At 61.3% G+C, this 19,309-nt stretch carries 13 protein-coding genes and 1 pseudogene; 9 read left to right on the top strand and 5 right to left on the bottom strand.

Annotation, left to right across the window (positions count from 1 at the left end; translation table 11 throughout):
- Nucleotides 1-147: 147 nt before the first annotated feature.
- Nucleotides 148-543 (bottom strand): annotated as a pseudogene (locus SBC1_RS10315) (transposase); the annotation flags it as partial.
- A gap of 411 nt (nucleotides 544-954) precedes the next feature.
- Between SBC1_RS10315 and SBC1_RS10310 the strand changes: the two are divergent.
- From SBC1_RS10310 to truB, 9 genes are all read left to right on the top strand, one after another.
- Nucleotides 955-1,869, top strand: coding sequence for a LysR family transcriptional regulator (locus SBC1_RS10310; protein WP_165091806.1), 915 nt, complete (start codon nucleotides 955-957; stop codon nucleotides 1,867-1,869).
- A 193-nt stretch (nucleotides 1,870-2,062) separates the two neighbouring features.
- The gene (locus tag SBC1_RS10305; RefSeq protein ID WP_165091804.1) at nucleotides 2,063-3,325 is read left to right on the top strand and encodes a pyridoxal phosphate-dependent aminotransferase; all 1,263 of its coding nucleotides are present in this window, start codon (nucleotides 2,063-2,065) and stop codon (nucleotides 3,323-3,325) included.
- 434 nt (nucleotides 3,326-3,759) lie between these two features.
- On the top strand, nucleotides 3,760-5,031 hold the full coding sequence (scpB, locus tag SBC1_RS39785; protein WP_241201923.1) for an SMC-Scp complex subunit ScpB: 1,272 nt from the start codon (nucleotides 3,760-3,762) through the stop codon (nucleotides 5,029-5,031).
- A 100-nt stretch (nucleotides 5,032-5,131) separates the two neighbouring features.
- Nucleotides 5,132-7,063 (top strand): 23S rRNA pseudouridine(2605) synthase RluB, encoded by a 1,932-nt coding sequence (gene rluB / locus SBC1_RS10295; RefSeq protein ID WP_165091801.1) that lies wholly within the window; start codon nucleotides 5,132-5,134, stop codon nucleotides 7,061-7,063.
- 442 nt (nucleotides 7,064-7,505) lie between these two features.
- The gene (gene rimP, locus SBC1_RS10290; RefSeq protein WP_047898052.1) at nucleotides 7,506-7,967 is read left to right on the top strand and encodes a ribosome maturation factor RimP; all 462 of its coding nucleotides are present in this window, start codon (nucleotides 7,506-7,508) and stop codon (nucleotides 7,965-7,967) included.
- Nucleotides 7,964-9,439: a transcription termination factor NusA gene (gene nusA / locus SBC1_RS10285; protein WP_165091798.1), complete on the top strand. Its 1,476-nt coding sequence runs from the start codon at nucleotides 7,964-7,966 to the stop codon at nucleotides 9,437-9,439. Before rimP ends, nusA begins: the two co-directional genes overlap by 4 nt.
- 93 nt (nucleotides 9,440-9,532) lie before the next feature.
- Complete coding sequence (gene infB, locus SBC1_RS10280) at nucleotides 9,533-12,532, top strand: translation initiation factor IF-2 (RefSeq protein ID WP_165987592.1); 3,000 nt, start codon at nucleotides 9,533-9,535, stop codon at nucleotides 12,530-12,532.
- Nucleotides 12,533-12,657: 125 nt separating this feature from the next.
- Nucleotides 12,658-13,083, top strand: a complete 426-nt coding sequence (gene rbfA, locus SBC1_RS10275; RefSeq protein WP_165091794.1) for a 30S ribosome-binding factor RbfA — start codon at nucleotides 12,658-12,660, stop codon at nucleotides 13,081-13,083.
- A gap of 3 nt (nucleotides 13,084-13,086) precedes the next feature.
- Nucleotides 13,087-14,016 carry a tRNA pseudouridine(55) synthase TruB gene (truB, locus tag SBC1_RS10270; protein WP_165091792.1) on the top strand — a complete coding sequence of 310 codons (930 nt, stop codon included), beginning with the start codon at nucleotides 13,087-13,089 and terminating at the stop codon, nucleotides 14,014-14,016.
- Between the two features lie 65 nt (nucleotides 14,017-14,081).
- On the opposite strand, the gene SBC1_RS10265 is transcribed toward truB, so the two are convergent.
- From SBC1_RS10265 to SBC1_RS10250, 4 genes are all read right to left on the bottom strand, one after another.
- Nucleotides 14,082-15,641 (bottom strand): DHA2 family efflux MFS transporter permease subunit, encoded by a 1,560-nt coding sequence (locus SBC1_RS10265; RefSeq protein WP_165091790.1) that lies wholly within the window; start codon nucleotides 15,639-15,641, stop codon nucleotides 14,082-14,084.
- Nucleotides 15,642-15,672: 31 nt separating this feature from the next.
- Nucleotides 15,673-16,935 carry an efflux RND transporter periplasmic adaptor subunit gene (locus SBC1_RS10260; protein WP_165091788.1) on the bottom strand — a complete coding sequence of 421 codons (1,263 nt, stop codon included), beginning with the start codon at nucleotides 16,933-16,935 and terminating at the stop codon, nucleotides 15,673-15,675.
- Between the two features lie 42 nt (nucleotides 16,936-16,977).
- A complete protein-coding gene (locus SBC1_RS10255; RefSeq protein ID WP_165987590.1) occupies nucleotides 16,978-18,504 on the bottom strand; it encodes an efflux transporter outer membrane subunit in 1,527 nt (508 codons plus the stop codon).
- Nucleotides 18,505-18,637: 133 nt separating this feature from the next.
- The gene (locus SBC1_RS10250; protein WP_165091783.1) at nucleotides 18,638-19,159 is read right to left on the bottom strand and encodes a MarR family winged helix-turn-helix transcriptional regulator; all 522 of its coding nucleotides are present in this window, start codon (nucleotides 19,157-19,159) and stop codon (nucleotides 18,638-18,640) included.
- Nucleotides 19,160-19,309 lie beyond the last annotated feature (150 nt).

The following is a 19,309-nucleotide window of genomic DNA, read 5'->3' as shown; positions in this document are numbered from 1 at the left end:
CCTGCGCGCGGGTGCTTCGCGTTAATTCAGCAGTAAAGCATCAGCCATACAGGCATCAGCTGTACAGCGGTGGTTGCACAGCGTGGGTCGGCAGCGATCGGCCAACCAGCCCGAACGTGCCGCTTACCGCGTTGTGCCAGGATGTCACGCCATCTTGACCGGCGCGCGCCACGATTCCGGATTTGTCCAGAATGCGCCACGCAGACGGTCGCGGCTCGGCGGTGCGGGCGGTTTCGCAGCGGTGGAACCAATCCGGCCCCGCAACGACACCTCACGACCATTATTGCCCAGCCGTTTCACGATTTCGGCGAGCGTACCGTCCGCTTGCCATTCGTCGAACCGTCGACGGCATGTCGGCGGCGACGGGTAGCGACCCGGCAACTTCGACCAGCCTTCGCCCGTGGACAGGACCCACAACACGGCATTGACGACAGCGCGTGCTTCCACGCGCGGACGACCGCGCCGTTCGCTGCGTGCCGGTTCAGCGCAAAACAAGGCCTCTACCAGCGCCCACTCGTTATCTCTTAAATCGTCGAACATCATCTTTCACCTCAGCGAAGCTAACCCCGGTGCGCTGCCCCGCGCCGCGCACTCTGGTCGGAATTCGAAGATCGAACCCAGGTAAGGTCGGAGCAGACATTGCGACGGACGATTTGCGTTTAAAACTGCAATGGCGCCGACCTCTGCGCAATTAAATGCGAGAACCGTGCCATGCCTGTATCGATCGGTCGGAAAGCCTCGCGGCAGTAGGCTGGCGCGATGCCAGCATGGGCAGTATGAGACGCTATAAGTGCAGTTAATGAAATCGGGACAATCACCAATCAAGTGCAATAAGCCCATCTGGCGTGCGTGAATGCATTTTTGCTGCACCGCAGCGCGCCGGATGAAACCGTTTTCTTGGCCGACCCTTGATCTACAATTTGCATCTATGAGATGAATTGATGCGAGGAAGGTATGAGTCGAGCGCTCAATGTGACGCTGCGTCAGCTGCGCGTGTTTATTGAAGTCGCCAAGCTGCAAAGCTTTAGCCGGGCGGGTGACGAAATCGGCCTGACGCAGTCGGCGGTGAGCCGGTGCGTGCGTGAACTCGAGGGGGAAATCGGGCTGAAGCTGGTCGACCGGACCACTCGCGAGGTGCAACTCACTGATGTCGGCGCGAATCTCGTGGGGAGCGTGTCACGGCTGCTGTCGGACCTCGATGAAGCGCTCCGCGAGATCCGGGATCTTGGCCAGCAGCGGCGTGGACGAGTAATCGTCGCGGCCAGTCCGACCGTGGCGTGCCGTCTGATGCCGCTCGTCATTTCGGCCTGTGTCCGGGAATTTCCATTGATTTCACTGGGTTTGCGTGACGACCTCCAGAGCGACGTGATTCGCAAGGTCAAATCTGGCGAAGTCGATTTTGGTGTGGCGATCGGTCCGTACGCCAATGACGACCTGCACGGGGAAGTCGTGATGACCGACTCGTTTTGCGCGGTCGCGAGGCGGGATCATCCGCTTGCGGCGGCGCAGGAAGTAAAGTGGGCAGCGTTATCTGGCGAACGTCTGGTCATGCTGGACCACGCTTCCGGAAGCCGTCCGATTATTGATGCCGTGCTGCGTGAACATCACGTTAATGCCGACGTGGTGCAGGAGCTGGGTCATTCCGCTACGGTATTCGGACTGGTGGAGGCGGGTGTCGGCATAAGCGTGCTGCCTTGGCTGGCGTTGCCGTTGCCGGCGAACTCGTCGCTGATCGCGTTGCCGTTGGTGCCGCGGGTCGAGCGAACCGTCGAACTGGTGCGGCGGCGCGACCGGTCGCTGTCGCCAGCCGCCGAGTCGGTGTGGGGGCTGGTCGCCGGATTGCCGAAACGCGTTGAAGAACTGGCTTAGCCGATTGCTTGATCGCGCTGGCCGCCAAGTGCGCGTGCTGTTCTCGCTCCATCGCAGCAGTTTTGCGTGATTGCACGCCTCGCCACGCCCGCGAAAGGACGCGAGAACTGGCCTGATGGCTAACGCGCGCGCCGTACAGCGCTTTTTGGAGGGCGTCGCGTTAGACTTTCGCTTTCCATCGGCGGAGGCGGCAATGAGTGAGTCAGAAGGGGCGGTTACCTCGGAACTTGGTTCGTTGGCACGTGCACCGGCAGGTGCGCAGAGCGTGCAGGCAGAACGCGAACGTGCGCCGAATGCACGTGACGCCGTCCGTGCGCTGCGCCCATCGCAGATCCGTGAGGTCGCCAATGCGGGTTTCGGTGTGCCGGACGTGCTGCCGTTCTGGTTCGGTGAGTCAGATCAGGTCACGCCGCAGTTTATCCGCGACGCCGCCAGCCGCGCGCTTGCCGACGGCGCAACCTTCTACACGCACAACCTGGGCATCGCGCCGCTGCGCGAAGCGCTTGCTGGCTATGTCGGCAAGCTGCATGGCGCCACCCGGCCAACTGAAATTGCCGTGACAAGTGCTGGCGTCAACGCGCTGATGCTGGCGACGCAGCTGGTCGCAGGCGCGGGCGACCGCGTGGTGGCGGTCACGCCGCTGTGGCCGAATCTCGTCGAAATTCCCAAGATTCTCGGCGCTACCGTGGAAACGGTAGCGTTGACCTATGGCGCGAATGGCTGGACGCTCGATCTCGACCGACTGCTCGCCGCTCTCACCCCCGGCACGCGCATGTTGATGATCAACTCGCCGAACAATCCCACCGGCTGGGTCATGACACGTGAGCAGCAGCAGGCGGTGCTTGAGCGGTGCCGGCAGCTCGGCATCTGGCTGGTCGCCGACGAAGTCTACGAGCGCCTCTATTACGGCGATGACGCCACGGTCGCTCCTTCGTTCCTCGATCTGGCGAGTCGTGACGAACGGGTAATAGCAGTGAATTCGTTCTCGAAGGCCTGGTTGATGACGGGTTGGCGGCTCGGCTGGATCGTGGCGCCCGAGCGCGTGATGGAGGATCTCGGCAAGCTGGTCGAGTACAACACGTCTTGCGCACCCTCGTTTGTCCAGATGGCCGGGATCGCTGCGGTGAAAGACGGCGAGCAATTTACGCAAGCGCTGGTCGCCGGACTGCGCGCCAGCCGCGACTACCTCGTGACGGCATTGCAGCGGATTCCGGGTATCGATGTGCGGGCGCCAGCCGGTTCCATGTACTTGTTCTTCAGGTTGCCGGGCGCGGACCGCAGCCTAGAGCTGTGCAAGGCGCTCGTGCGCGAGAGCGCGCTCGGACTTGCGCCTGGCAGCGCGTTCGGTCCCGAAGGAGAGGGGTTTGTGCGCTGGTGCTACGCGTGCGATACCGCCCGCCTGGACGCTGGGGTCGCACGTCTGCGAGCATTCATGGAAGCACACCCGGCGGGGTGAGCGGGTAAGCGCGGCTTGGGGCTGCAGGCTGCCGGGAGCAAGGGGCGAGCTAAACAGGGTCAGGGTTCCAGGGTTTCGGCTTTAGAGAGCCGCTGGAGGCCCGCCAGACGTGAGTCTGGCGGCGACCGAATGTTTCACCTTTACGCACCGTTTGTTTTTGCGTAATATGCGTCCAGTCACGTGCTTCCGCCTTGGAAAGCGCTACTTCGTCCGGCTGGGAGAAGTTCGGCGATCAGGATCTGATCCCGTGTTTTGCCTCCCCCCGGTGCGTGCTCCCAATCAATATGACCGATCAGAAATCGGGCGAGCGCGTCGTCAGTATCCTCGTCCACGGTTTTCCAGTCTGAGCGTTGCGAATGGTTCGAGTAGTCGGCGTCATTCGATTCGGCCTGACTTGACCGGTTCATAGACCATACAGGGTCCTATCTAGCTGCATGAATACCCAAGAGGCGAAGATCGTCCTCGAGACTGCCTTGATCTGCGCGCAGGAGCCGCTGAAACTCGCCGAGTTGCGCAAGCTTTTCGCCGACGATATATCGGCAGACACGGTTCGCACCTTGCTCGACGTCCTGAAGCAGGATTGGTCGGGACGCGGCGTGGAACTCGTGGCGCTGGCGTCCGGATGGCGGTTTCAGAGCAAACCTGCAATGCGGGCCTATCTCGATCGGCTACACCCGGAAAAGCCGCCCAAGTATTCGCGAGCCGTACTTGAAACGCTCGCGATCATTGGCTACCGGCAGCCTGTGACACGTGGCGACATCGAAGAGATTCGCGGTGTCACGGTGAACACGCAGGTCGTGAAGCAACTGGAAGACCGCGGCTGGATCGAGGTAATCGGTCATCGCGACGTGCCGGGCCGGCCAGCGCTCTACGCCACTACCAAGCAGTTCCTGGATGACCTGGGCTTGAGCGCGCTGGATGAACTGCCCGCACTCGACAACCCGTCGGCGCAACTGGAAGCGTCGTTGCTCGCGCAGCATGCGATCGATTTCCCCGGCGACGACGCCGCCACAATCGGCGCCGCGCTGGTGCAAGGGCTGGAATCGAAGGGTGAGCCGGCGTTGTCGCCGGACGCATTGAGCGCGGATGCATCGCTGTCATCTGCGCTTTCGTCCGACGCTGACGTGGCCGACACCACGACCGTTATCGCTGAAAAAGAGCCGGATCTAGAGCAGGGAGCGGTTATTCACGTTTCCGGGCCACATACGTCAGATATGCCGGATGCGCTGTCGAGCGCGGCAACTCATGAGGCAACCCACTCGCTGCATTCGCAGGAACCCGTGGCGGCCGAAGCAGTCCACCCGGAAGGTGGGCAGTTTTTGCCTTCACAGGCCGACGCTGACGAGCCTGTGAAAGAGGAGAACGCCGATGCGCAAACAAACGCACCGGCGCAATTCGAGCCGCAGCAAGCGGTGTCCCTGACCGGCTCGAAACCGCTCGAAATGGTTGCGGGTATCAAGCGGGACCAAGTACAAGCAATGCCCGGCGACGCGGTCAACCGTCGCGAGGTGGCGCCGGATGCCGGCGCATTGACAAGCGACGCTGCGCGACACGCATCACCGCACGCCGCAGATGAATCCGATGGCGCTGACAACGCGAATACACCGGATGCATCGAAGCTATTCGACGCATCGAATGCGCCGGACGAATCAAACGAAACCGACGAATTCAACGCACCGGACGACCAGACTGCGCGCCGCGCCTGAGGCCTGTTTGCCCGAACCTTCATTCGGCTGCTATTCACCATCGGCCGGATTTTTTGACGCGCCTGCGACGGGCGCGCGACCCGACACAATTGAGGTTGTTTTGACACATTCCCACGACAGCGATTCGCCCGAATCCGAGCGCCCCGTTCGTGCCGATGAAGCACATGGCCAGGCCGATGCAGGCGAACGCACACGCAACGACGAACCCGCCGAGGGCGAAGACCGTCCGCGTCGCGGCTTGCGGCGCGGGCCTCGCAGCCTGATCGCCCGCCGTCGCGCCGTCGCCAAGACGAAGGGCGACGGTGCGCCGTCAGCGGCGCCGGCTGGCGAGATTGCTGAGACACCCCCGGATGGCGTGGCCGCGGCGCAGGTGCGCATGCCGCGCAAGGATGCGGGCTCACGTGGGCCGCGCAACAGCGCAGACGGCGCACGCAAGCCCCGCGTTCCGCGTGAAGGTTCGGCTGAAGGTGCTCGCGAAGGCCAGGCGCCGCGTGAAGGCGGCCGTCGCCCGGCGCGGCAGGCTCAGCAACCCGGACAAGCTCAAAAGCGCGGCCGCCGCGATGACGCGGCAACACCGGCAATGCCGGCGACAGCAACTGCAGCAGCAGGGTCCGAGGACGACGTTTTTGCGTATGTGACATCGCCGGCATTTGACGCCGACAACACCTCGGGCGGCGTGCGCGCTCCCATGTTGCGTCGTGGCCGCAGCGCCCCGCAAAAACGGGTGCTCGAAGCGGACGACGACACGCCGAAGCTGCACAAGGTGCTCGCCGAGGCAGGCATGGGTTCGCGTCGCGACATGGAAGAGTTGATCGTGGCCGGCCGTGTATCGGTGAATGGTGAGCCGGCGCATATCGGCCAGCGCATCATGCCGACCGACCAGGTCCGTATCAACGGCAAGCCGGTGAAGCGCAAGCTCGCGAGCAAACCGCCGCGCATCCTGCTGTATCACAAGCCGACGGGCGAGATCGTCAGTCACGCCGATCCGGAAGGCCGTCCTTCGGTCTTCGACAACCTCCCGCCAATGAAAACGGCCAAATGGCTTGCGGTCGGACGGCTCGACTTCAACACTGAAGGGTTGCTGCTGCTGACTACATCGGGCGACTTGGCCAACCGGTTCATGCATCCGCGTTACAGCGTCGAGCGTGAATACGCGGTGCGGGTGGTGGGTGAATTGTCGGAAGGCATGCGTCAGAAGTTGTTGCACGGCGTGGAGCTGGAAGACGGCCCGGCGAATTTCCTTCGTATCCGCGATGGCGGCGGTGAAGGCACGAATCATTGGTATCACGTGGCCCTGGCTGAAGGCCGGAACCGCGAAGTGCGCCGCATGTTCGAAGCGGCCGGCCTGATGGTGAGCCGGCTGATCCGTACCCGGCACGGCCCGATCGCGTTGCCCAAGGGCCTCAAGCGTGGCCGTTGGGAAGAACTCGAAGACAACGAAGTGCGTGGTCTCCTGGCATCGGTTGGACTGAAGGCGCCGGCCGAAGAGCGGGGCGCGCGCAGTGCTGCACCGCGCATTCAGCCCGATCCGCTGCAAACGTCGATGGGCATCATCACGCGTGAGCCAGTGCTCAGTTCGCATGGCCGATTCGCCCAGACGACGCCTGCACGCGGCGGCCCCGGCGGGCAGGGTGGCCGGCGCGGCGCCCCCGGCGGTTTCGGTGGGGGTTCCAGTTCCGGTGGCGGTTATGCAGGCAACGGCGGCAGCAGCGGTTACGGCGCGCGTGGCGGCAATGGCGGCGGCCGGGAAGCAAACGGCAATCGTGCGGGCGGCGAAGCGAATGGCAACCGCGCGATCCCGCGTCCAGGCGGCTCCGCTGGCGGTCCGCGTGGCAGTCGTCCGCCCGGTTCGCCTGCCATGGGTAGTGGCAATGGCGCAGGCGGACGCTCGGCAAGCGGGGGCAAGCGCCCCGGCCAAGGTGGTCGTCAAGGTCCGGCTGGCGCTGGCGCGCAAGGTAATGGCGGTAACGCGGGCGGCGCAGGCCGCGGCGGCGCTCGCCCGGCACCGCGCAACCGGACGCGCGGACGCTAAGAGCCGGGTGTCGCGCCCGACCGGACACTCGTGTGTTCGGGGGGGGCGGCACACGGTTCGGACAGGCGGGTAGGCATGCGGACAATCGGATCGCGCGCTCGCTCAGTCGTCCATCAAATTCAGCACGATGACTTTAGCCTCGGGAAAGTCCGACAAAAGCGTGATGAATGCCTTCGATTTGCCTTGTAAATGGCCGCCAAATGGCTATATACAGGGCGCATTGGTTGCGTTTATCCCGAAAAATGGCTAAAATCACGAAGTCGCTGGGCATGGTGTTTTGTTTCGCCGCCCGGATGTGATCTCGGTACAGAAGGATGGGCGTTGCGCCCATTTTTTTTTGGCCGTTCGGTTCAGCATCTTGGGGCTACGAAAGTGCGCCAGCTCAAGGCGCGGTCCGCAGGTGTTCGGCGTGGAGCGCGCGAACATCTTGGAGTCTTTCACTGTGCAACTGACGGAAATCATCGAAACCACGGTCTCGGGCCTGGGCTACGAACTTGTCGATATCGAGCGCGCGGGGGGCGGTTTGCTGCGTATTTCCATCGACCAGCCCGCCGGCATCGCGATTGAAGACTGTGAGAAAGTCACACGTCAGCTTCAGTATCTGTTCGAAGTGGAGAATATCGATTACTCACGGCTCGAAGTCGGGTCGCCGGGTCTCGATCGTCCGCTCAAGAAATTGGCGGATTTCGAACGCTTCGCAGGCAGCGAAGTCACTATCACATTGAAGAAGCCGCTGGACGGGCGCAAGTCGTACCGTGGCATTCTGCATGCCCCGGACGGCGAGTCGATCGGTTTGGAATTCGAAGGGAAGGACGGCGGCGCTGCGATGCTCGATTTCACGCTCGCAGACCTCGATAAAGCACGTCTCGTCCCCAAAGTTGACTTTAGGAGCCGCAAACAATGAGTCGCGAAGTTTTGATGCTGGCGGATGCGCTGGCGCGCGAGAAGAACGTCAACAAGGACGTGGTGTACGCAGCGCTCGAAGCAGCGCTTGCTTCGGCAACGAAGAAGCTGTTCGAGGAAGACGTGGATATCCGCGTGGCAATCGACCGCGAAAGCGGCGAGCACGAAACCTTCCGTCGCTGGAAAGTGGTGCCGGACGAAGCCGGCCTGCAGGAACCCGACCAGGAAATCCTGCTGTTCGAAGCGAAGGAAGAAAAGCCCGACGCGCAAATCGATGAATACATCGAGCAACCCATTCCGTCCATCGAGTTCGGCCGGATTGGTGCGCAAGCCGCCAAACAGGTGATTCTTCAGAAGGTTCGCGACGCTGAGCGCGAGCAGATCCTGAACGATTTCCTGGAGCGCGGCGAAAAGATCATGACCGGCGCGGTGAAGCGTCTGGACAAGGGTAATTTCATCGTCGAATCGGGTCGTGTGGAAGCGCTGCTGCGCCGCGACCAGCTGATTCCGAAGGAAAACCTGCGGGTCGGCGACCGTGTTCGCGCCTACATTGCGAAGGTTGACCGTACGGCACGTGGTCCGCAGATCGAACTCTCGCGCACGGCGCCCGAGTTCCTGATGAAGCTGTTTGAAATGGAAGTGCCGGAAATCGAGCAGGGCTTGCTCGAAATCAAGGCGGCCGCGCGCGATCCTGGCGTGCGTGCGAAAATCGGGGTGATTGCTTACGACAAGCGCATCGACCCTATTGGTACCTGCGTCGGGATTCGCGGCTCGCGGGTCCAGGCGGTGAGAAATGAGCTCGGTGGCGAGAACGTCGACATCGTGCTATGGTCAGAGGACCCCGCACAGTTCGTGATCGGCGCGCTCGCGCCGGCTGCCGTACAGTCGATCGTCGTCGATGAAGAGAAACATTCGATGGACGTCGTTGTTGACGAGAACGAACTCGCGGTTGCCATTGGCCGCAGCGGCCAGAACGTGCGTCTTGCCAGCGAATTGACCGGCTGGCAAATCAACATCATGACGCCGGACGAGTCCGCGCTGAAGCAGAACGAAGAGCGTGGCACGTTACGCAGCCTGTTCATGGCGCGACTCGACGTTGACGAAGAAGTGGCCGACATTCTTATCGACGAAGGCTTTACCAGCCTCGAAGAGATCGCGTATGTGCCGCTCAACGAAATGCTCGAAATCGAAGCCTTCGACGAAGACACCGTTCACGAGTTGCGTAACCGCTCCCGTGACGCGCTTCTGACGCAGGCGATCGCGAATGAAGAAAAGGTCGAGGGCGTGGCGCTCGACTTGAAGAGTCTCGAAGGTATGACCGATGAGTTGTACGCGAAGCTTGAAGAACACCAGATCCGGACGCGCGACGAGCTCGCCGAGCTGGCTGTGGATGAACTGGTCGAGATGACCAGTATTGAAGAGGATGCCGCTAAGGCGTTGATCATGAAAGCACGTGAACACTGGTTCCAGTGAGAAATGACCATGGCGCACTGACATATCGCGGCCGTTAGGCCGCATGACCCCGATCAAACAGCAGGGAATTTGTCCTTGCATCAAGAGGAATGAATGGCGAGTAACAACGTAGCCCAATTTGCCGCGGAACTCAAAATGCCTGCGGGCGTCCTGCTCGAGCAGTTGCAGGCGGCTGGCGTCACGAAAGCGAGCGAGGATGACGATTTGTCCGAGACGGACAAGTCGCGCCTGCTCGAACACTTGCGCAAGTCGCACGGTTCCGCCGATGCTGACAAACGCAAGATCACTTTGACCCGCCGGCATACGTCGGAAATCAAACAGTCCGACTCTACGGGTAAAGCTCGCACCATTCAGGTCGAGGTCCGCAAGAAGCGCGTGTTCGTGCAGCGCGATCAGAGCGGTGTTGAACAGGTCGTTGAAGGTGCGAACCACGTCGAAGAAGACGAAGTCGACGAAGCCGAATTGCAGCGTCGCGACGAAGAGGCGCGTCACGCTGCCGAATTGCTCGAGAAAGAAGCGCTGGAGTTGAAGGAACGCCAGGAACGCTTCGAGCGCGAAGAGGCTGAGCGGGTCGCGCGTGAAGCGGCTGCTGAAGCCGAACGTCGCCGTGCCGAGGAAGAAGAGGCGAGACGTGCTGCCGCTCAGGCGGAAGCCGCGGAAATCTCGCGTGCTGCGTCTACAGCGCGTCAGGAATCCCGTACGGAATCGAAGGCGGAACAAGTCGCTAGCGAACCGGTGAAGGCCGAAGTTGCCGCACCGCAAGTCGACGAGAAGGCGGCTGCAGAGCGTGCCGCTCAACGCGAAGCTGCGAAGAAGGCGGAAGACGCCGCGCGTGCCGCGACCGAAAAGGCGCGTGCCGAGCACGACCAGATCGCGAAACGCCGGGCAGCGGCTGAAGCCGAAGCGCGTGCTATTCGCGAAATGATGAACACACCGCGTAAGGCTCAACAGGCGAAACCGCCTGAGCCGGCGCCTGCCGTCGTGGCTGCTGCCGCGGCTGCGGCTGCCGCCGCCAAGGTGGCGGAAGGCGCGAAGGCTGCGGAAGCCAAGGGCACGCTGCACAAGCCAGCACGGCCGGAAGGTTCGGCTCCGGCACGTCCGGCAGTCGCGAAGAAGCCGGCTGCAGGCGCACCGGCGGCGACCACGCCGTCGTTGGGACCGGACAAGAAGAAGGCCGGTGGCAAGAGCAGCTGGCAGGACGATGCAGCCAAGCGCCGCGGTATCAAGACGCGTGGCGACACCAGCGGTGGTGTGGATCGCGGCTGGCGCGGCGGCCCGAAGGGTCGTGGCAAGCATCAGGATCAGACGAACTTCCAGGCGCCGACGGAACCGGTGGTGCGGGAAGTGCATGTGCCGGAAACCGTGTCGGTGGCGGACCTGGCGCACAAGATGTCGGTGAAGGCTTCGGAAGTCATCAAGGTGATGATGAAGCTGGGCCAGATGGTCACGATCAACCAGGTGCTGGACCAGGAAACGGCGATGATTGTCGTCGAAGAACTGGGTCACAGCGCGGTTGCGGCCAAGCTGGACGATCCGGAAGCCATGCTGGTCGAAGGCGAAACGACGGAAGAAGTGGGCGAACGCCTGCCGCGTCCGCCGGTGGTCACGGTCATGGGTCACGTCGACCACGGCAAGACTTCGCTGCTTGATTACATTCGCCGCGCGAAGGTGGCTTCTGGTGAAGCGGGCGGGATTACGCAACACATTGGCGCTTATCACGTGGAAACGCCTCGCGGCGTGATTACGTTCCTGGACACGCCGGGTCACGAGGCCTTCACGGCCATGCGTGCTCGCGGTGCAAAGGCAACGGACATCGTGATTTTGGTGGTTGCAGCGGACGACGGCGTGATGCCGCAAACGAAGGAAGCCATCGCTCACGCGAAGGCGGGTGGCGTGCCTATCGTCGTGGCGATCAACAAGATCGACAAGCCGGGTGCGGCTCCTGAGCGCGTGAAGCAGGAACTGGTTGCTGAAGGCGTCGTGCCGGAAGAATACGGTGGTGATTCGCCGTTCATCGAAGTGTCGGCGAAAACCGGTGTTGGCATCGAAAGCTTGCTGGAAAATCTTTTGCTGCAAGCCGAAGTCATGGAACTGAAGGCGCCGGTCGATGCACCTGCCAAGGGTCTCGTGATTGAAGCGAAGCTCGACAAGGGTAAGGGTCCGGTTGCGACCATCCTGGTGACGTCGGGTACATTGAATCGCGGTGACATCGTGCTGGCGGGTTCGGCTTTTGGCCGCGTCCGGGCCATGCTCGACGAAACCGGCAAGCCGATCAAGTCGGCAGGTCCGTCGATTCCGGTCGAGATTCAAGGTTTGTCGGAAGTGCCGGGCGCAGGCGAAGAAGTCATGGTCCTGCCGGACGAACGCAAGGCGCGTGAAATCGCCCTGTTCCGTCAAGGCAAGTTCCGCGACGTCAAGCTCGCGAAGCAGCAGGCAGCGAAGCTCGAAAACATGCTCGAGTCCATGACGGAAGGCAACGTGCAGAACCTGCCGTTGATCGTCAAGGCCGACGTGCAAGGTTCGCAGGAAGCGCTGGTGCAGTCGCTGGTCAAGCTGTCGACCAACGAAGTGCGCGTGCAGATCGTGCACAGCGCGGTCGGCGCGATCAGCGAGTCGGACGTCAATTTGGCGACGGCATCGAAGGCGGTCATCATCGGCTTCAACACGCGGGCCGATGCTCAGGCGCGTAAGGTGGCGGAGTCGAACGGTATCGACATTCGCTACTACAACATCATCTATGACGCTGTAGATGAAGTTAAGGCGGCCATGTCGGGCATGCTGGCGCCGGAGAAGCGCGAAGTGGTCACCGGTATGATGGAAGTTCGTCAAATCATTCGTGTACCGAAGATCGGCGCGATCGCAGGTTGTATGGTCACCGACGGCGTCGTCAAGCGGAACTCCATGGTTCGCGTGCTGCGCAACAACGTGGTCGTTCACACTGGCGAAATCGATTCGCTCAAGCGCTTCAAGGACGACGCGAAGGAAGTGCGTCAAGGCTTCGAGTGCGGTATCTCGCTGAAGAACTACAACGACATGGTCGAAGGTGACCAGTTCGAGATCTTCGAAGTGACCGAAGTCGCGCGTACGCTATAAAAGATTCACCGCTGGACTCGAGGGCGGAGGGGGCTTCACGCCCGCTCCGCCCTTTTTATTTGCCTGGGCGAAAGTCCCTGAGCGCCCTCCATTGAGTCCGGCGCATACATATTTATGGAAACATCATGGCCAAGAAACGTACTTCACCCAACCGCAATGTGCAGATCGCGGATCAGATCCAACGCGATCTTTCCGAACTGGTGCGCGATGTCAAAGATCCGCGCATTGGCATGGTGACGTTTCAGAGCGTCGAACTGACGCCCGATTACGCGCACGCAAAGGTGTATTTCACGACGCTGACCGGCGATCCGAAGGAAACGGAAGCCGGGTTGAACCACGCAGCCGGGCATTTGCATAACTTGCTATTCAAGCGCCTGCATATTCATACCGTGCCTACCCTGCATTTCCACTACGACCAGACCGTGGTGCGGGCGGTGGAAATGTCGAAGCTGATCGATGAAGCGAATTCCACGCGCGCGAAGGACGACGAAGAAGAGAATAAGGCCGCCGACGAACAAGAAGACAAGACCGACGACGAGAAGGGCGCCTGATCGATGAACGGTTCTACCCGTCCGAAGATTCCGCGTCGCGTGCTCGATGGTGTGTTGCTGCTCGACAAGCCGCTCGGACTGTCGAGCAACGACGCGCTGATTCGTGCCAAGAAAATCTATCTGGCGAAGAAGGCCGGGCATACCGGCACGCTTGATCCGCTAGCGACGGGTCTGCTGCCGCTGTGTTTCGGTGAAGCGACCAAGTTTTCGCAGGATTTGCTCGAAGCCGATAAAACCTACGAAGCGACCATGCGTCTCGGTGTGCGCACGACCACCGGGGATGCCGAAGGCGAAGCGTTGCAAACGCGTGATGTGACCTGTGACGAAGCCGCGATTCACGCTGCCATGGTTCACTTCCGTGGAGACATCGCGCAAGTTCCGCCGATGTATTCCGCGCTCAAACGCGACGGCAAGCCGTTATACGAGTACGCGCGTGCCGGGCAGACAGTTGAGCGCGAAGCGCGCAACGTGACCATCCACGCGCTTGATCTGATCGCGTGTGCGTTGCCCGATGTGACGTTTCGCGTGACGTGTAGCAAAGGCACTTACGTGCGGACGCTTGCTGAGGATATGGGTGAGATGCTGGGATGTGGCGCGCATCTGGTTGCATTGCGCCGCACCGGCGTCGGCGCGTTGACGCTCGAACACGCGGTCACGCTCGACACGCTTGCAGAAGCCGCGCCAGACGAGCGAGACAGTTGGCTGCAGCCGGTGGATGCGTTGTTGTCCACCTTCCCGGCCGTTCATCTCGACGCCGATGCCACGCGTCGTTTCTGCCAAGGGCAGCGGCTGAAGTTATCGGATATTGCGGATGTGCCCGCGACTGCGGACCGCGTTCGCGTCTATGCACTCGATGACCAGCGCTTGCTAGGCGTCGCGCGAGCGGGTGAGGGTGTGTTGGCGCCGGAGCGGCTGGTGGTATCGGCGGCTTGAAGATCGGCCGAAGCAAAAAAACGCCACGAAATTTCGTGGCGTTTTTTATTGGTAGCAACAGAGCTTCAATGCGCCGCCGAAGCCGCGGCCGCTGAATCTCCACCGCCGGATCTCTCCGGTTTCGTGATCCAGATCAACGCGATCAGCGCGACGAATATCCCCGCCGAGATATAGAACAAATCATTCACGCCCAACTGCGCAGCCTGCTGCGTGGCCATGCTGTTGAAGAGTCCATAACCCTGCGACTGGCTGAAGCCGGCCGCGCCAAACTGCTGCATGGAAGCAGTGAAGTTCGGGTTGTACAAATTAGCCTGCTCCACGAGTTGCGCGTGATGAATATTCGACCGATGATCCCACGCAGTCGAAAAAATCGATGTGCCAATCCCGCCGCACATGATCCGCACGAAGTTCGACAACCCCGATGCCGCTGGAATCCGGCTTCCCGGCAGCCCCGACAGCGTGATGGACACGAGCGGGATAAAAAATCCAGCCATGCCAATACCCTGGATCAAGGTGGGCATCATCAGCGAGAAGGTGTCAACGCCTGTGGTGTAGCGCGAGCGCATCCAGAACACGAGCGCGAACACGAGGAACGCCGCGGTCGCAATCTTGCGTGGATCGATGCGTGGCAGGAATTTGCCCACCACCGGCGAGAGCACGACCGCGAACAGGCCGACTGGCGCGAGCACAAGCCCGGCATCGGTCGCGGTATAGCCAATGTCGGTCTGCAACCACAGCGGCAACAGCACGAGATTGCCGAAGTACAGTCCATAACCAATCGCTAGCGCGATCGTCCCACCCGTGAAATTTCTTAGCTTGAAGAGTGACAGGTCGACGACCGGATGTTCCGCCGTCAGCTCCCACACGATAAAAAACGCCAGCGCGATCACGGCGATCAGCGTCAACACCACAATGGTGGTCGAGTTGAACCAGTCGAGATCCTTGCCCTTGTCGAGCATGATCTGCAGCGAGCCGACCCATATCACGAGCAGCCCGAGACCTACCGTATCAATAGGCGCCCTGCGGATGACCGAATCCCGGTCGCGGAAAATCACGAACGTAGCAACGGCCGCGACAATACCCACCGGAATGTTGACGTAGAAAATCCACGGCCAGGAGATGTTGTCCGAGATCCAGCCGCCCAGGATTGGCCCGGCGACCGGCGCGATCAGCGTGGTCATCGACCACATGGAGAGCGCCATGGGCGCTTTCGCTCTTGGATAACTCGCGAGTAGCAAGGTCTGCGAGAGCGGGATCATTGGGCCGGCGACCGCGCCTTGCAACACACGCGCGGCGAGCAGGAAGGGCAGGGTCGGCGCGAGGCCGCACAGCCACGAAGCGAGCACGAACAAGATGATCGACGTCATGAACAGGCGGACCTGTCCGAAGCGCTGCGTGAGCCAACCGGTCAGCGGCACCGAGATTGCGTTGGCGACCGCGAATGACGTGATCACCCACGTGCCCTGATCCGACGATACCCCGAGGTCACCGGAGATCGACGGAATGGACACGTTGGCAATCGACGTATCGAGCACGTTCATGAATACCGCGAGCGAAACCGCGATCGTACCGATCACGAGTTTCGCGCCCTCTAGCGGCGGATGAACGGCGTTTGGTTGAGACATATGACGGTTCCGGGAAAACTTGTGCGAGGACTTACATCAGCTTGGCGAGATCTTGCTTCGTCGCCGGCTGCACGTTGTCCTTCGACGTCTTCTGCGCGCCGCCCGTACCTGTACCCGGGCCCGAACTGCCTTCGTTCGCTTCAATAATCCGGGCGATCTCGGCGTCGGCCTGATCGCCGTACTTGGCGAACACATCGGTCTGGTACACGGTGTTCGGCGCGGTGCCGAGCTGGCCGCCGTTCTCGTTCTTGATCGTGATGTCCACGTTCATCGACAAACCGATGCGCAGCGGATGCTTCTCAAGTTCCTGCGGGTCGAGTCCGATCCGCACCGGCAGACGCTGCACGACCTTGATCCAGTTACCGGTGGCGTTTTGCGCCGGCAGCAACGAGAACGCCGAGCCCGTGCCCGCCGAGAAGCCGATCACCTTGCCGTGGAACACAACGCCGGAGCCATACACGTCAGCGGTGAGTTCAACCGGTTGACCAATGCGCATATGCGTGAGCTGCACTTCCTTGAAGTTGGCGTCGACCCATACGCCGTTCAGCGGCACGATTGCCATCAGCGGATTACCCGGCGATACGCGTTGGCCGACCTGCACCGAACGCTTCGCGACATAACCCGTCACCGGCGCCGGCATGGTGTTGCGTGCGTAGTTGATGTACGAATCGCGGACCTTCGCGGCAGCGGCGAGTACGTTCGGATGGCTGGCGATGGTCGTGTTCGAGGTCAGCGAACGGTTCGACTGCAATTCCTGCTGGGCCGCATTAAGCGATGCTTGCGCGCCGCGCACAGCGTCCTTGGCGTGCGAAATTTCTTCGCCCGAGACCGCGCCCGTCTGGGCAATCGTCATGCGGCGACGCAAGTCGTCCTGCGCACGCGAGAGATCCGACTGACGCAGCGCGACTTGCGCCGCGTACTGGTTGTCGTTGACGAACAGCGTGCGGACCTGGCGCACCGTCTGCGCGAGATTCGCTTCGGCCGAATCAAGCGCGACCTTGGAGTCGGCGGGATCGAGCACGACGAGCGGATCGCCCATCTTCACGGTTTGCGTGTCGTCGGCGTTCACCGAGATCACCGTGCCGACCACCTGCGGCGTGATCTGCACGATGTTGCCGTTCACGTAGGCGTCATCGGTGCTTTCGTGAAAACGCGCGATCAGGAAGTAGTACAGCCCGTAAGCGATAGCCGCGATGATCACGACCAGCACGATCAGGCTCATCAGCACCCGGCGCTTGGTGTTATTGGTTTTAGGCGCCGGCGCTGCTGCGGCGTTTTGTTGAGGGTCGCTCATGAATGGCTCCGATTTCTCTGTCTTGGGTTGCTGCTAGTCGATTCAGTTTGCTGTCTTGGACGCGGCCGACGCGGTCTGCGACGGTGCGCTCTTCGACGTTTGCCCGTCGATGGCCAGGTTCGTATCCGCCGCGTCAAAACCACCGCCCAGCGCCTTGATAAGACCGAATTGCAGGTCACGGCGCTTCATGCGCAGATTCGTTACGGTCTGCTCGTTCGCCAACCGGTTCTGATCGGCGGTAAGCACTTGCAGTTGCTGCGATAAACCGGCTTTGTAGCGAATCACGGCGAGCTGATACGCGTGCGTCGAGGCGTCGAGGGCGCGCGCGGCATCGCTCGTTTGCTGATCCACCGAACGAATCGACGCGATCTGCGTGGCGACGTCGTTGAGCGCGTTGATCAGCGTCTGGTTGTAGTTGGCTACGTCCAGGTCAAAGTCTGCGTAACGGCCCTTCAACTGCGAGCGCAATGCGCCGGCGTCGAAGATCGGCAAGTGTATGGCTGGCCCCGCGTTGAACTGACGGCTGCCAAAGTTGATAAAGCGGCTCCACCCGAACGCATCGAAACCTGCCGCCGCCGACAAATTGATGTCGGGGAAAAACTCGGCCTTCGCTTCCTTGACGTTCGATGTCGCTGCTTCGACTTGCCAGCGGGCCGCGACGATATCCGGACGGCGCGAAATCAGATCCGCGGGCACGTTGTCAGGCAGCGTGACCGCGATCTTCGTATTGAGCACCGGCGTGGCGATCTTCAAGCCCCGATCCGGACCCTGGCCGAGCAATGCGCCCAACTGATAACGCGTGGTCGTGATCTGGCCGTCGAGTTCGGACAGGTTCGTCTGGCTCGTCGCGATATTGCCTTCGGCGGTGCGGCTTTCCACGTTTGTGTCGAGCCCTGCCAGCACGCGGCCGTTCGTGATCCGTCCGATGTCCGTCCGGTTCGCGATCTCGCGCTGGGCCACGTCGCGCAGTTCGTAGAGCAGGGCGAGCTGGTTATAGGTCTGCGCAACGGACGCGGCCAGCGTCACGCGGGCCTGCTGCATGTCGGCCTCTGCGGCCTTCTGCTGCGAGACCGCCTGATCCAGCCGCGCGCGATTCTTGCCCCACAGGTCGAGATCCCACGACGCGCTTACGAGCGCATTGTTTTCGCTATACCACGAGCCGCCGTACGGAGGCGGGTAGAGCGCGTTGCCGGAGTACAGCTCGCGCGACCACGAATACGAGCCGTTCACCTTCGGATAAAGGCTAGAGCGTGAAGACTCAATATAGGACGATGCCTTCGCAATGCGCGCTTGTGCCTGCGCAATCGAAGGACTGCCGGCCAGCGCTTCGTCGATCAATTGCGGCAATTGCGGATCGCCGAACTGCTTCGCCCAGTCGAGCGACGGCCACTGGCCGCCTTGCGAAGGCAGGCTTTGCGCGGCTTGCAGCGCATCGCTTTGCGGCTGGGCGATTTGCTTGTCGCTTTTAATGCCGGCGTAGTTCGCGCAACCGCCAAGGACAAACGCTGCCACGGCGGCAGCCAGGGCGCTGCGCGCAGCGACGGGCGCGGACGAACAAAAGAGTTTCATCGCTCGGCTCTTTGATAGGGAGTGTAAAGATGGACGCTGCAACTAATTTCTTTCATTTTTATTACGATGCCAGCCGCACAACGGGAAAGCGCTGTCATTCCATGGGCATCATTTAGCGGTGCGCGACGTGTCATCAATAGGAGGGTTTAGTAGCGCATTTTTCCTGCATGCCGAGCAGCGCTGCAGACATGGGGTCGCCCGAGTTCAACAGGATCCGGCGCAGCATGCTTTTGAGGAAGCCTACTTCCTCTGGCGTAAAGCCGCTTAACAGCTTGTCGAGCACCTTCGTAAAGATTGCCGGAATCTGTCCGGCCAGTGCACGGCCTTCTTCAGTTAGCGCCAGTCGGACGACCCGCCGGTCTTCCTCGCTGCGCAAGCGCGTAATGAGTCCACGCTTTTCCAGGCGGTCGATCAGGCGGGTCACGGCGCTCGCGTCAATCCCGTATTCGCGCGCCAGATCGGCGGCGGCGAGGCTCCTTCCGCTTGCCAGCATGAACATGATGCTGGCTTGCGTGCTGGTAATGCCGAGATCGGCCATTGTGTGTTGCGTGACGCTGTTCCACAAAGTCGAGCGGACGCGGCTAAGCAGGTAACCAACGCTTTCGCTGAGTTCGTAATTCGCAATTTCGGGAACCGGCTGGGGGGCGTCGCTCATGGATTCTCGTGCGCTTGCAATAATTGACTAAGCAAGATTATAGAATCACATAGTTGACGCGACAAGTACTTCGACGTGCATGTTAAGAATCTTCTTAATTTGATGTCGTTGATGCGGTTGTTGTTATTTTGAGATTCGCAGGAAGCCCGC

Origin of the sequence: Caballeronia sp. SBC1, assembly GCF_011493005.1 — a bacterium.
Classification (GTDB): Bacteria; Pseudomonadota; Gammaproteobacteria; order Burkholderiales; family Burkholderiaceae; genus Caballeronia.
Note: the sequence above shows the minus strand (reverse complement) of the source record. Positions and strands in the feature narration are given on the sequence as shown.